Below are 14,563 nucleotides of genomic sequence, written 5' to 3'. Positions count from 1 at the left end.
CGCGGCGACTGCACGTTAAACGACAAAGCAAACGAATCTTGAATGACGAAACAGGAGGTGTTCTATGCTTTTCGCGGTTCTAGCGCGCAAGGCGTACGCAAGGAATTTGCAATATCGTGGCTCGCATCTGCTGCATAATGCGGTAAGTGCGGTGTTCGGCTTTATTTATGCCAGTATCTGGACCAGCTTAGGCAGCGATGCATCACTAGGCGAATACGGTGCCCAAGGCATCGTAAGTTATATTGCTTTTAACCAAGCGATTCTGTGGATTACACAGTTTACGACGAATGGACTCGGGCTCGAGCAATCGGTTCGAACAGGTCAAATAGCGGTCGATTTGATGCGGCCCGTGCATTTATTTTATCAAGCGATGAGCCGTGAATGGGGCCAAGTGTGGTATCAATTCCTATATAAGAGCATTCCGATTTATGTCCTCTATGTCTTCATCTTCTCCTTACAGCTTCCACAGATCGCTTCGGTGTATGGATGGACAGCTCTCTCGCTACTCACGGCCTCTTATATTTCCATCTGTATGAATTACTTAATTGGCGTAGCCGCCCTCTGGACGACAGAATCTCGATGGTTTTACTGGGTTAACTATTCCTTCGCCATGCTGCTATCTGGTTTTTTTATCCCTGTGGAATGGCTGCCAGGCTGGCTTCGGACCATTAGCTTGTACACGCCATATCCCTATTTACTCTATTATCCGACTCGGATCTACCTTGGATTTGAAGATGGCACAGTTGTGCTGGGCGCAATTCTTTGGGGCATCGGGTTTACTTGTGTCTGCTTGGCCGTTACTAAGGTGGTTCGCAAGAAGCTGGAGGTGCAAGGCGGATGATCTCAATTCGGTTATTCATGCTGCTCATTAGGGCAAGTTTCCGAAGTCGCATGCAGTATAAGTTTAATTTTGTATTCTCGACCCTCATGTCTTCGTTTATTCAAATCTCTGAATTCCTGATGGTGGCGCTGGTGATGATGAAATTTGGTCATATACACGGCTGGACACTGTATGAAGTGAGTTACTTGTATGGCGTGATGATGATTTCCAAAGCCATTTATCGCACACTTGCCTCCGATGTGCATCATTTGGAGAAATATCTCGTGTCCGGCGACTTGGATGCGATTCTGATTCGTCCTGTCCCTGTGCTGCTTGCTTTGATGACCCAAAATTCACGAATATTAATTGCCGAAATGGGTCAAGGTGTGATTCTGTTGATCATTTCAATGAAAGCGCTTATCGGAAGCGGGCAAATTGGATGGATTGCTATACCATTAACGGGGTTTATTATCCTCACAGGGGCTGTGATTTTATTTGCGATTGGGCTGGCGACGGCAGCGGCTGGCTTCTGGCTTACACGTATTGAGTCTTTGCAAAATATGACCGAGGACGCCTCCCAAACAGCGGCCCGTTATCCGCTTAGCATCTATCCCAAATGGCTGCAAGGCGCGCTGCTAGTACTCGTTCCAGTAGGTTTCGTCAATTACATTCCTGCCCTCTATGTGTTGAGGAATGAAGGTGGCGTGGGCATGTTGTTAGGCACATTCATGGTTTCTGCAGCTGTATTGTGGCTAGCCATGCGATTCTGGAAACTAGGATTATCTCGCTATCAAAGTACAGGCAGTTAATCACATTAATCAAAAGGGAAGGTATGATCCTAATGATAACGGTCAGGCATTTACGTAAAACATTTCAATCCCCTGTCGTCCAAGAAGGCAAGTTTTCGGGGATCCGAACCCTTTTTTCCAGAGCATATAAAGAGAAAGAGGCCGTACGCGATGTGAGCTTCGAGATTGAAGCTGGCGAGTTCGTGGGGTATATTGGTCCTAATGGGGCGGGCAAGTCGACGACGATCAAAATGCTAACAGGCATCCTGCACCCTACCTCTGGTGAGGTTTTGATTCATGGCAGCTCTCCGCAAAAACAGCGGAAGCAAGTCGTTAGACAGCTTGGTGTTGTATTCGGACAGCGTAGCCAGCTGTGGTGGGATCTCCCTGTGAAGGATTCCTACGAAATCCTCCTCGCGATGTATCGCGTAGAAGCGGCAGATGCGCATCTTCGCTTAGGGGAATTGACGGAACTGCTCGATTTAAAAGAAATCCTAGATACCCCTGTTCGCAAACTCTCCCTTGGTCAGCGAATGCGAGCGGATTTGGCAGCTTCGATGCTGCATGATCCAGATATTTTGTTCTTGGATGAGCCGACGATCGGTCTGGATGTGGTAGCCAAAAGAAATATCCGCGGTTTCTTGCAGACGCTGAATCGAGATTTCGGGAAAACGATCTTGCTAACGACGCATGATATGGACGATATTGAGCAGCTTTGCCCAAGAGTTATCGTCATTAATCATGGACAAATTGGTTATGATGGTTCCATAGACATGCTAAGAGATCGCATTGGATTACCGACCATGATGAAGGTATCCTACCGAGGCGACTATCATGTTCCAGACAGCTGGGAATTGCCGTTTCGTGTGATCGCGCAAGAAGCAAACAGGCTGACGATTGCTTGCAACCGCCAAGAACTGAAAGCTATGGATGTCCTGCGAATTGTGAGCAGTTGGGGCGATATGGACGATGTACATATGGAAGAACCGGAATTTGAAGAAGTCATTCAGAACGTGTATCTTTAAAAGATAGAAATCACTTGGGAGTGAACTGAAACCATGGCGATAGGGAATGAAGAACGAGAGAAGGAAGCGCAGCGCGTCTCTGTGGTGCGATCCAATATTCAGCGGCGTATCATAGAGCTGCGCCAAACGGTCGATGACCGCAGATCGGAAGCGACGGCTATTGGCCGGAGCTTCTGGGACGATATTTCCGTCAATGCTGACAATGACGATGATTTGATTGAAACGGCTGCGAGTATGGCTCAGCAGGAGCATGTGCTGCAAGGGCAGGAGCGCAGCTACCGACTAGCGCAGGATGCACTTCGTAAGCTGGAGCGTGTCGTTGATGCGCCGTACTTCAGCCGAATTGATTTTCAAGAGAAGGGCGAGCAGGAGCGGGAGAAAATCTATATCGGTTTGACGTCATTCATTGACAGTAAGACCGATGAGATTCTGATCTATGATTGGCGTGCGCCGATCGCGAGCTTGTTCTATGACTATCCGCCTGGCCCGGCAACATACCGTACACCAGAGATGGACGTCAGCGGCGAGCTCTGGCTAAAGCGCCAGTATATTATCAAAGCTGGCGAGCTCCAGGATGTGTTCGACACGGGTATCTCGATCGGTGATGAGATGCTGCAGAAGATGCTCAGCCGCAGCGCGGACGAGAAGATGAGCTCCATCGTGACGACGATTCAGCGTGAGCAGAATCAGATCATCCGGGATGATCATCATAAGGTACTGGTCGTCCAAGGTGCAGCGGGCAGCGGTAAAACGTCCGTTGCGCTGCAGCGCATCGCGTATCTGCTCTATAAGTATCGGACAACACTTAGTGCCGATAATATGATCCTTTTTTCGCCGAACTCACTGTTCAGCGATTACGTTTCCCGCGTCCTCCCAGAGCTAGGCGAAGCGACCATGCAGCAGACGACCTTCCAAGATTATTTAACACATAAATTAACAGATACCGGACTTACGCTGGAGGACCCGTACGATCAGCTCGAATTTATTTTGACTGGTACGGATCAGGATCCCGGATATGCAGCAAGGTTACAGAGCATTACCTACAAAACCTCCGAGGCTTTTCTAAGTGTGATTGAAGCTTATGGGGATAAACTGAAAGCAGGCGGGATTCGATTCGTTGACTTGGCCGTGGGGAAAAAGGTGTTGATCACCGCAGATGAGCTAAGCGAACGTTTCTACGGCAAGCCGTCGATTCTTGCTATCGGTGAGCGCATGGAGCAGCTGTCAGAATGGATATTGGGGCAACTAGACGTGTTTCAAGCTGATGTGCAGAAGCGGTTTTATCGCAAGCTTGTGCGTGAGCCGAAATATATGGGCTCTGAGCCCGAGATGAAAAAAATGAGCAGAGTCAAAGCGCACAAAGCGATCACGCCGCTCCGCGAAAAGGCACAGAAATTAGCCTATGTCGACGTGCTTGGCATGTACACAGCGTTGTTTACGGATACAAGTCTACAACAAGAGCTGGTGAGACATACTGGTCAGCCCCTGCCTGAAGCATGGGCGACAATCAGTGATTTCACGGTGGAGGCACTCACGCAAGGTCACCTACGCTATGAGGACGCAACTCCGCTCGTGTATCTCAAAGGACTAGTAGAGGGACAGCTGCGTGTGGGTACGATCCGCTATTGTCTCGTTGATGAAGCCCAGGACTATTCACCTTTTCATTATGCCTACTTGAAAAAGATGTTCCCACGCGCACGCTTTACGCTGCTCGGCGATTGGAATCAAGGGATCTTCACGCACGCGAATGCGAACGTGAGCGAGCTTGTTACTGCGGGTGCGGGTACCAGCGCTGCACAGCAAGAGCAAGCCTACAGCTCGATTAGCGAGCTGATGGGGGAAGACGAGACCGAGACGATCCGTCTCGTCAAGAGTTACCGCTCGACACGCGAAATCACCGAGTTCGCGTGTCAGGTCTTGCCGGGCGGCGAACCGGTGGAACCTTTCAGCCGCAGCGGCGAAGAGCCGCGCTTGCTGCGCGCAGCAAGCGAGCAAGAGCTGATCCTCCTCGTCGCAGAGGCGGCGGCTACTCGTCGCGACGGCGGCGCAAGCTCCGTCGCGATCATTTGCAAAACCGAGCTCGAGACGGAGTCTGCGCACGGGCGCTTGAAGCCGCTGCTGCCGGAGCTCGCGCGGATCAGCAAAGATACGCTGCACTACGAAGCAGGCGTCATGATCCTGCCGGCGTACCTCGCCAAAGGGCTCGAGTTCGACGCGGTCATTCTCTACGACGCCGGAGCATCTGTCTACGCGGAGGCGAAGGAACGCAAGCTGTTTTACACGGCTTGCACCCGGGCACTTCACTATCTGGATGTCTGTTATCTAGGTGAATTAACCCCATTTCTTCCCGATAAATAGACATACGTCCATACCCATCCGCCCTGCCTAACATAGAATATATGGAGCAATCAAGATAAGGTATAGCAGGCGGAAGGGGGAACTAACCATGTCAGGCGTTGGATACTCCAGCACAGCTATTGTTCTAGTTTTGTACATTTTGTTGGTTATCATATTGGCAACATTCTAAACATGTCATTTGGCCGCGTGAGCCGCCTTCCGAACGTAGGAAGGCGGCTTTGTTGCGTACTTACGCATATTTTTCCAGATACGGGAGAACTTAACGATAGCCGTTGTTGTATGTCCACCTTGTACCAAAGTGGGAGAATCTTATGCCTGTAAAAAATCGGATTACTACACTCCAACTATATTGTATTGTCATCATTTCGATCGCGATAACGAATCATGTCCTGCTTATCCCTGTGTTGCTGCACTACGGGAAGAGGGATTCCTGGATGGGGGCCACATTAGCTCTCATACCCATGCTGTTTATGGCCTGTCTGATCTATTTCCTGGTGAGACGATCGAAACAGGGAGAGTTGATCGAGTGGATCAGAATGAGAGTGGGAAAATGGGGGACGAGATTTGTTCAATTAATCATCATATTAGTCTGTTTTACGCATGCCGTGATTACCATCAAAGATGTAACCATGTGGACCCATATTACCTATCTGCCAAGATCTCCTGTATTAATGATTATGTTGTTGTTTATCGTATTTTGTTTCTTCGGGGCAAGGGAAGGAATTAAAGCGATTGCGATTTCATCGGGCATCCTTTTACCAGCTGTTATTCTCCTAGGGTACTTTGTCATGGGGGCGAACTTTCAATATAAGGATTACACGCTGCTCACACCACTTTTTACACATGGGTATGGTCCGACTATTATTTGTGTGCTTCTAACTTGCAGTGCTTCTTTCGAGATTATGAGTGTTCTCTTTCTACAGCATCATGTTCGAACTCGTATCCGATTACGAGGGTTGTTAATTCTGACCGCATGTGTAATTGGGCTTACCATTGGTCCTTTAACGGGGGCGATCGCCATATTTGGTCCCTTCGAGGCGGCGGATTTACGGTATCCTGCTTTTGAACAATGGCGTATGGTGACACTTGGGAAATATATTTCCCACTTGGATTTTCTATCCATTTTCCAATGGATTTCAGGCGCCTGCATGCGGACGTCCATTTTGATGTTCATTTGTGTGGATATGATGAAAGTGCGGAAGAAATCGACCCGAACGCACATCCTCGTTTGGATCAGCTTAGGTCTGTTAGGACTAAGCATGTACCCCGTATCCGATAACCAAATGGTACTGTGGCTGCAAAACTATTACTACACGATCATGCTTGTAGTTGGCTTCGTATTGCTGTTGTTCCTGCTTGTAGTCGCGATGCTGCCTATACGGCGAAAGGAGAAGGATGCGTAATGAATGAGCAAGATTTCCATGAATGGTTTGCTCTTTCGGATGACATCATTATCAAAACCTATCCAGTCACGTACGGGGAAATAACTCAGCGTGTTACGATGTTGTATTGCGAAGGCATGGTAAGAACCGACATGATTGATGGCGTCGTGCTACCTAAGCTGCAGGTTTTTGTTGACAGTGATTTTTATCGTAATGAAGACGCTTTGGATGTAAGCTCTATGCTGCAATTCGTGCAGATGACGGGTAATACCATGATACATGACATGAAATTAGCGGTTTATGCGGGACAACTAATCTTATTTTTTGCTAATACCCAAACGATATATGCACTGGATATTGCCTCACCACCGAATCGTTCTCCCGAAGAATCCAGTACGGAGACTTCCATAAAAGGACCACGCGATGGATTTACGGAAGATGTCATCACCAATATCGCTTTAGTCCGCAAGCGGTTGGCTACACCAAGCTTATGCTGTGAGAAGATACATTTGGGGCGAAAAAGCAACACCGTAGTTGCCTTATTGTATCTAGGCGACGTCATTAACGAGTCGATTCTCCAAGAGGCAAGAGAACGGTTGCAAGTGATTGATGTCGATGCGGTTATTAGCAGTGCTCAACTTATTGAAGCCTTATCAGGGAGAGCTTTTTCTTTATTTCCACTATTAAACTATACGGGGAGGCCAGACTTTGTGGCAGATAGCCTGCTTCGCGGGCGATTTGCAGTCATTGTAGAGGGCTCGCCGATGGCACTCATTGCACCAGCTTCCTTGAGCTTTATTTTAGACTCTCCTGAAGATGTTCATAATCCCTTCTATTTCGTCGCTTTTGAACGTGTGCTGCGATTGATAGGTTTACTGATATCGGTATTATTACCTGGATTGTGGATCTCGGTCTCCAGTTTTAATTTGGACCAAATTCCGTATCAGCTCGTGGCCACGATCTCCTCCTCACGGTTAGGATTGCCTTTATCAGGGCCGATGGATTTTATCATTATGCTGCTGCTATTCGAATTGTTCCGAGAAGCGGGTGCCAGGTTGCCGAAAGTTGTGGGGCAAACCGTCACAGTAGTCGGTGGTTTAATTGTTGGGGATGCAGCGATTCGTTCGGGCATTACTAGTCCTACAACACTGGTCGTTACTTCCTTGTCTACAATCTCGATGTATACGCTGGTCAATCAATCCTTAGCGGGTACAATTACGGTATTGCGTATCGTTATTTTATTGATTTCCACTGTGTTTGGTATCTATGGCTTCATGATTTCCCTCATGGGACTAGTTCTCCTCATGTCTACGCTCGAGTCGTTCGGAGTACCTTATCTATCGCCAATTTCGCCCCCTCAATTCGGGGAAATGATTGCATCTATATTGGCCAAGCCTTGGACGAAGCTAAAGCGAAGACCGCATGTTCTCAGTCCGACAGATGACACCCGGCAAGGTGAGGAACCTTCATGAGGAGAATCGCTCTGGTCAAATTGGCGGTGGGCATCATGGCGCTGCTTACCTTAACAGGCTGCTGGGATTTGAAAACCATTCAAGATACGAATTACATGACGGCGATTGGTTTTGATTATAAAGATGGAAAATACATTGTTTATGGTCAAATGTTGGATTTTGCCAGCGTGGCGAAACAAGAAGGGGGACAGTCGGGGCAACCGCCGATGATTTGGGTTGGTAAAGAAGAAGGAGCAACGGTCAGCGATGCGTTTAATAGGCTTTATCGGACGTCTCAGCAACGCGTTTTTTGGGGACATGTTGGTGCTTATTTGTTTTCTAAGAGTGCACTAGATCAGGGGATTGGCAAATTTACAGACGGGTCCGTTCGGTATAGTGAAACGAGGTTTACGCAATGGGTGTACAGCACGGATGAGTCGATCGAGGCTATTTTCTCCGTGATCCCGTTTTTTAATGTCTCACCGATTAACTCTATATTGATGCAGCCTGTAGAAAATTTTCGTCAACACTCGTTCATTCCTCCGCATCGCTTATTTTGGGTGGCTTCTAAGTTGCGGGAACCTGGTTTTACCGTGATGCTCCCCACGCTAGATATCGATAATAAGGTATGGGCCAAAAATGAGAAGCAAGATTCCAAACTTAGAGTAAACGGCGCTTATAGCTTGAACTCACAACATCAATTAGAATGGTTATCTGAGAAGCAATTTATTGGTGCTAGATGGTTAAATAAATATACGAGTCGTACCCCCATAGTTGTGTTTAGAGAGGGGAGGGCAGTTCAAACCGTGAATTCCAAACCGAAGTCTCATATCAAAGTGCGCGTGCAGGGAGGGCAAGCCATTTTTGATGTTGAGGTTAAGGCCCCTGTTGGCATTGCTGAAATATTTGAAGAAGTCGGTGAGAGCGAGTTGGAACAATTGGTTTCCAAGCAAATTAAAGAGGAGATTGAGCAGACATTTAAGCTTGGAAAAAGCCGCAGCATTGATGTGTATTCGTTAGAGCATATTCTGTATCGGGATGAATTTAAAGAATGGGCGAGATTAACCAATTATGGTGAAAAACCACTAACTAACTATGAGCTCGGTAACATTACAGTGAAAGCAGCTGTGCTCCACTCCGGGATGCTCAAGATGAAAGAAAAAACGCCGCAATATTAGTCATATAGGCTGCCAACTGACAGTTCGATGCTCAGGGGGCGGCTTTTTAATATGTGTATAGAGTACCGCACACCAAGCAATTTTCGCCCCCGTAACCCGTAACCCGTAACCCGTAACCCGTAACCCGTAACCCGTAACCCGTAACCCGTAACCCAAGCACCTGTACCCCGCACCGCGCACCCCCCCGGCCACTTGGCATACGGCACGCACTTTCTAACCCTCAGTTGGGGTATGACTGTGAAATAACTGGAAAACATACAGCTAAAACTGCTTAATTTCGTTGAAAAATGAAAATAACTGGATTTTATGTAGCTATTTTCGGCTGATAATCGTGTTAACGGGGATTCTGTAAATTTTAACTGTATATTTTCCATTTATTATTAATTTTCACGCCGAAATCGCTAAAATAACGGGAGTTTATCCAGTTATTTATAGTAGCGACCCCATCATACAACTGCGACCAACTAATTATTTACCTAAGCCCCATCAGCCAACTGCGCCCCAACCAACTATCACTCAGACACACCAGGCTAATACACCCCAACCAACTATTCACTTAAATCACACCTAGCAAGTACACAACTTTCCCACAAATATCTACTCTTCAATCAACTCACACATCCCCCTGCACCATCTCTCAACTAGCTAACTCCCTATGCGCCCACCCCCAGTTTAGAAATATTTAAGAATTGTTTTAGGCGGTGTTAATAAGCGGTTTAGTGGCAATTAACTCTTGAGGGCTAAGATAGTCATATGGAAGCGCAAGGCGCAGCCAAATTAGAGAAAGCGTATGAATTACGCGGAGGCAGGACGAGATGAATAAGAAGTTAGCGATGTTGGGATTAGGTGTAGCAGTTGGCAGCATGATGCTAGTGACTTCCGTATATGCAGGTGTGGGAGAGGCTCCCGGATATGAAGCTTTCAAAACTGCTGTGAAACAAACAGCGACGATTAAGAACGTAACACGCCAAGTGAACGTGTCTTTACAAGACAATGGAGCTTCCTTGCTCCAAGTGAAATCAACGATTAAAACCGGCGGAGCCGATCACGCTGGAAGTGCACAAGTGAATGTACTTAATGGCACTAATGAACAACAAACCATTCAATTCTACAGCCAAGATGGTAAGCAGATTATCAAAACAGCCGATTCTGACGTGTACAAAGTCATCGAAGGAGACGATGCGCCAGCGAAGTTCAAAGGCCATAACAAAGGCAACCATACGGCAGACCCAGAAGTTATCAGCGAAGTGGAAAATGTGGTGGATGCTCTAGTCGGCAATTTGAAAAATTATGTCACGATGGACGACACAGCTGGTAACGGTAAGGAAATTCATTTTAAACTTTCCGGTAGTCAGATTTCTCCGATTGTGAATACCGTGGGTTCACTTGTCATCAAACATGGTGTGATGGCCAAAGATGAGCCAATGCCAACCAAAGCGAACACGCTGGGGATTGACCTTGGGACACTAAGAAACAGCTTGCCACAGCTTGCTTCCGATATTTCTATGGATGAAGTGGAAGTGAATGCGAGCGTGGATGGGGACGACCACATTACAAGTCAATCTGCACAAATTCATTTATCCGGTAAGGATGAGCAAGGCGCTGAGCATGACGTTGTGCTTCGTATTGACATGACACTATCCAGCGTAAACTCGACAACGCCAGATACGGTTGATTTGAACGGCAAGCAAGTAGAGAACGTGAAGTTCGATGAGATGTCTGGTCATAAAAAGTGGGGCGACAAGAACTAAGCTCTGATTAATAATAACCCAAAGAGGAGCCATCAACTTCGGTTGACCTCCTCATTCTCTTTTGAAAGGTGGAAGCGGCATGAAACACGTCGTTGAACTCAGCAATATAACGAAAATATTCAGCAACCTCCGCGGCATCCATCAAGTTAATATGACAGTGCAGCGCGGGGATATATATGGCTTTTTTGGGCCAAACGGAGCGGGGAAAACAACCGTCATGAAGATCATGACAGGCCTTTCTCGAGCGCAGCAAGGTGAGGTGAAGCTGTTCGGCTACGACGTGAAAACGCAGTACGAGCAAGCGATGGCGAAAGTCGGCGTATTGATTGAAACGGCAGAAGCGTACACTTACATGAGCGGCAGAAGGAACCTGGAGCAAGCGGCACGATTGTATCCAGGTGTGAGCAAGGAGCGAATAGATGAAGTGCTGGAGATTGTTGATTTAACCCCTTTTCAGCACGAAAAGGTAGCGGGTTACTCACTGGGCATGAAGCAAAGGCTCGGCCTAGCGGCCGCGATGCTTGCTAAGCCGGAGCTTCTCATTCTCGATGAGCCGACGAACGGTCTCGATATCGAGGGCATGGTTCACATTCGTGAAATCATCCTGCGGTTGGCACGAGAAGAACGGATTACGTTCTTAATCTCCTCTCACCTCATTCACGAAATGGAGCTAATGTGCAATCGCATTGGCATTATTCATCAAGGTAAGCTCGTCCGTGAGGGACTCGTCTCCGATTTGATCAAGGGCAGCCCATCCTTGGAGGCCGCTTACCTACGAGAAATTCAAGCAGTCAGGGGGCTGGCCGCCAATGCCTAGCATTTTAACGGCTAACGTTTGGAACGAGACACTCAAATTAGCCTACAAAAAGAAAACCATCTTCTTTCTAGCCGTCACCCTGTTGCTGCCCATTCTAGCTGGTATCTTGCTATCACGGTTCCAGGATGGTATCGGCATCGGTGCGATCGCTGCGAAGGATTTCCCCATCGTCATGTTGGGCTTGTTTACGACGATTTTCTTACCTCTGTTCGTGTTTATGGGTGCCGCGGATGTGTTCTCGGGTGAGATGGGGGATCGGACGATGAAAAACATCCTAACTCGACCACTCTCCCGTTTCAAAGTATTTGCTTCCAAACAACTAGCACTTGCCATCTATATTGCTCTTTATTTAGTTGTAGCGCTCATCGCATCGATGCTCTCGGCTTTGCTGTTTCAACATTTCGGTGGCATCGGTACACTCGCCAATTGGTTGCTTGCCTACGGCGCTGCGTTCGTACCCTTGGTTGCCTTGAGTATCGCCGCAGTATGTCTGGCACAATTCTTTTCGAGCAGCAGCTCGGCGCTGACAGTCAGCATCCTCCTCTACTTGGCGTTCAAAGTAGCGGCGTTCTTCCTCCCACAAATCGCAACTTACTCGCCGACAGCTTACATGGATTGGCATATGCTATGGGTTGGCGGTTCGATGGTGGCGAGCAAGATTTTCTCGATCTTTATGTTTTTGATAGCGTGCAGTATACTATTTTTTACAGCAGGTTATTATTTGTTCGATAAAAAGGAGATTTAACTCGATGTCGATTCGTGTACGGCTAGTTCTGTCCTATATTGCCATGTTGCTCGTACCGCTTGTGCTCTTTGGGCTAGCCGTCATTCTCATCAGCATCGCTACTTTCGGGAACTTGAAATCCGGCTTTGATGTCGACTTTTCGCAGCATGGCAACCCCATTAAACGTGTTATTGATCAGGAAGCGGAAAATGTCGCGTACATCAAGGCCAAAATTGAAATGGATCCGGATGCCTTTCTGCAGGAATCGTTTGTGAAGGACTTGAACGAGCGGTTTCACAAAATTAATATGGGGCTGATCATTCGAAAGGATCAATCCATTACGTATTTATCTTCTTATCTGAAAGAAAAAGAAGCCGGGGACACCTCGCAGCTCCCACTTTACGGTACACCACCAGGGAAATTTCAGCGGAATCAAGGTTCCCTGTGGATAACTAGACAGCAGGATTTCTTGTTCTCGGATCAGAGTAAAGGAACGGTATTCGTATTTCTCGATGGCGGTCCTTTTCAGAAATATTTGCTCCAATTCTCAAAAACGGTTTTCTTAACTTTCATATTCATCCTCATCGCTACAAATGGCGTGCTGACTTACTTCGTTTCGCGCAGCATTATTCGGCCACTACGCGCTTTGAAGCGGGCTGCTGAAGACATTAAAGAAGGCAATTTGGACTTTCAGATTGTTCCACATGGGAAAGATGAACTTGGCGAGCTCAGTGTTGCTTTTGAAGAAATGCGTCGTAAACTCAAGAAATCCGTGGAGCTTCAACTCCAATATGAGGAGAATCGTAAGGAGCTTATTTCGAATATTTCCCATGATTTGAAAACACCAGTGACTGCCATCAAAGGCTATGTGGAAGGCATTATGGACGGTGTTTCGAATTCACCAGATAAACTGGATAAATATATACGAACCATTTATAACAAAGCGGCGGATATGGATCGGCTGATTGATGAGCTGTTTCTATTTTCCAAGTTGGATCTGGGTAAAGTTCCGTTTCAATTCGAGACCGTCGACCTAGGCAACTACGTGCAGGATTGTGCGCAGGAATTACAATTTGATATGGAGAAAAAAGGGGTCCAGTTTACACTTGCCGATCTGCCACAAGATCGAATCTTGGTTACAGCGGATCGTGATAAGCTTAGACGTGTGCTTCTGAACATAATAGAGAATGCAGTTAAATACAGTGAAGAAGGTAACTGTCAGATTAGGTTAAGCGTGATGCGACAGGACGAATTCGCTGTTATTCAAATCAAGGATAACGGCCAGGGCATCTCGGAGGAGGCGCTTCCGTATATTTTTGATCGATTCTACCGCGCAGATCCTTCGCGTAATACGGCAACTGGAGGCAGCGGGCTAGGCTTAGCAATTGCGAAGCAAATCATCGAAGAGCATAGTGGGCGTATTGGCGCAACGAGCGTGCTGGGGCTGGGCACTACCGTGTTTATGGCCTTACCACTTTATCAGGGGAAGGGAAGCGAAACATGAGTCGGATTTTGATCGTAGAAGATGAACAAAGCATTGCCGAGCTAGAACGCGATTATTTGGAAATTAACGGGTACGAGGTTGATATTGAAACTAGTGGTGAACGAGGACTGGAGCGGGCACTAACGATAGAATATGATCTGGTAATTCTTGATCTCATGCTTCCTATTATGGATGGTTTTGAAATTTGCCGACGTATTCGGAGTGTGAAAGACATTCCAATCGTCATGGTTTCAGCTAAAAAGGAAGACATCGACAAGATACGTGGTCTCGGCCTGGGTGCCGATGATTATATGATCAAACCGTTTAGTCCCAGTGAGCTGGTGGCTCGAGTGAAAGCTCATTTGGCTCGGTACGAACGGTTAATGGGACGCCGCGAGACGAGGAACGATGAAGTTCGCATTCGCGGATTGATGATTGATAAAACGGCGCGACGCGTATTTGTGAATGAGCGAGAGGTTATGTTCACGACCAAAGAATTCGACCTGCTGACTCATCTTGCGATGAATCCGAATCGGGTATACAGCAAGGAGCAATTGTTTGACCTGTTGTGGGGAATGGATGCCATGGGGGAGATTGCCACAGTGACCGTGCATATCCGTAAGCTGCGAGAGAAAGTGGAACAGGATCCTTCGAATCCACAATATATTGAAACCATATGGGGAGCGGGCTATCGCTTCCGGATCTAACTATGAAAGCTTGGGGGGAGTTGCCTAACTCTTCTCGGGCTTTTTGGTTGTCGGCATAAACATATTCCCATTTGACAAA

General features: G+C 47.3%; 12 protein-coding genes. All 12 read left to right on the top strand.

Going from position 1 to position 14,563, the window contains the following annotated elements; genetic code table 11:
* The first annotated feature begins 64 nt into the window (after positions 1-64).
* The gene (locus tag ASG89_RS30415) at positions 65-841 is read left to right on the top strand and encodes an ABC transporter permease (RefSeq protein WP_057315087.1); all 777 of its coding nucleotides are present in this window, start codon (positions 65-67) and stop codon (positions 839-841) included.
* On the top strand, positions 838-1,629 hold the full coding sequence (locus ASG89_RS30410) for an ABC transporter permease (RefSeq protein ID WP_057315086.1): 792 nt from the start codon (positions 838-840) through the stop codon (positions 1,627-1,629). The genes ASG89_RS30415 and ASG89_RS30410 overlap by 4 nt, the downstream gene beginning before the upstream one ends.
* 32 nt (positions 1,630-1,661) lie before the next feature.
* Complete coding sequence (locus ASG89_RS30405) at positions 1,662-2,633, top strand: ATP-binding cassette domain-containing protein (protein WP_057315085.1); 972 nt, start codon at positions 1,662-1,664, stop codon at positions 2,631-2,633.
* A 33-nt stretch (positions 2,634-2,666) separates the two neighbouring features.
* A complete protein-coding gene (gene helD, locus ASG89_RS30400; RefSeq protein ID WP_057315084.1) occupies positions 2,667-4,991 on the top strand; it encodes an RNA polymerase recycling motor HelD in 2,325 nt (774 codons plus the stop codon).
* Positions 4,992-5,302: 311 nt separating this feature from the next.
* Positions 5,303-6,394, top strand: coding sequence for an endospore germination permease (locus ASG89_RS30395; protein WP_057315083.1), 1,092 nt, complete (start codon positions 5,303-5,305; stop codon positions 6,392-6,394).
* Complete coding sequence (locus ASG89_RS30390; RefSeq protein ID WP_057315082.1) at positions 6,394-7,845, top strand: spore germination protein; 1,452 nt, start codon at positions 6,394-6,396, stop codon at positions 7,843-7,845. The genes ASG89_RS30395 and ASG89_RS30390 overlap by 1 nt, the downstream gene beginning before the upstream one ends.
* Positions 7,842-9,002, top strand: a complete 1,161-nt coding sequence (locus ASG89_RS30385) for a Ger(x)C family spore germination protein (RefSeq protein ID WP_057315081.1) — start codon at positions 7,842-7,844, stop codon at positions 9,000-9,002. Before ASG89_RS30390 ends, ASG89_RS30385 begins: the two co-directional genes overlap by 4 nt.
* A gap of 815 nt (positions 9,003-9,817) precedes the next feature.
* On the top strand, positions 9,818-10,753 hold the full coding sequence (locus ASG89_RS30380; RefSeq protein WP_057315080.1) for a hypothetical protein: 936 nt from the start codon (positions 9,818-9,820) through the stop codon (positions 10,751-10,753).
* Between the two features lie 79 nt (positions 10,754-10,832).
* A complete protein-coding gene (locus ASG89_RS30375; RefSeq protein ID WP_057315079.1) occupies positions 10,833-11,570 on the top strand; it encodes an ABC transporter ATP-binding protein in 738 nt (245 codons plus the stop codon).
* Entirely contained in the window at positions 11,563-12,315 is a 753-nt protein-coding gene (locus ASG89_RS30370) for an ABC transporter permease (protein WP_057315078.1), read from the top strand. Before ASG89_RS30375 ends, ASG89_RS30370 begins: the two co-directional genes overlap by 8 nt.
* Before the next feature lie 4 nt (positions 12,316-12,319).
* The gene (locus ASG89_RS30365) at positions 12,320-13,798 is read left to right on the top strand and encodes a sensor histidine kinase (protein WP_057315077.1); all 1,479 of its coding nucleotides are present in this window, start codon (positions 12,320-12,322) and stop codon (positions 13,796-13,798) included.
* Positions 13,795-14,484 (top strand): response regulator transcription factor, encoded by a 690-nt coding sequence (locus ASG89_RS30360; protein WP_057315076.1) that lies wholly within the window; start codon positions 13,795-13,797, stop codon positions 14,482-14,484. The genes ASG89_RS30365 and ASG89_RS30360 overlap by 4 nt, the downstream gene beginning before the upstream one ends.
* The last annotated feature ends 79 nt before the right edge of the window (positions 14,485-14,563 follow it).

This window comes from Paenibacillus sp. Soil766 (genome assembly GCF_001428105.1).
Lineage (GTDB): Bacteria > Bacillota > Bacilli > Paenibacillales > NBRC-103111 > Paenibacillus_E.
The sequence above is the reverse complement of the archived record's forward strand: the minus strand, read 5'-3'. Positions and strand labels throughout refer to the sequence as shown.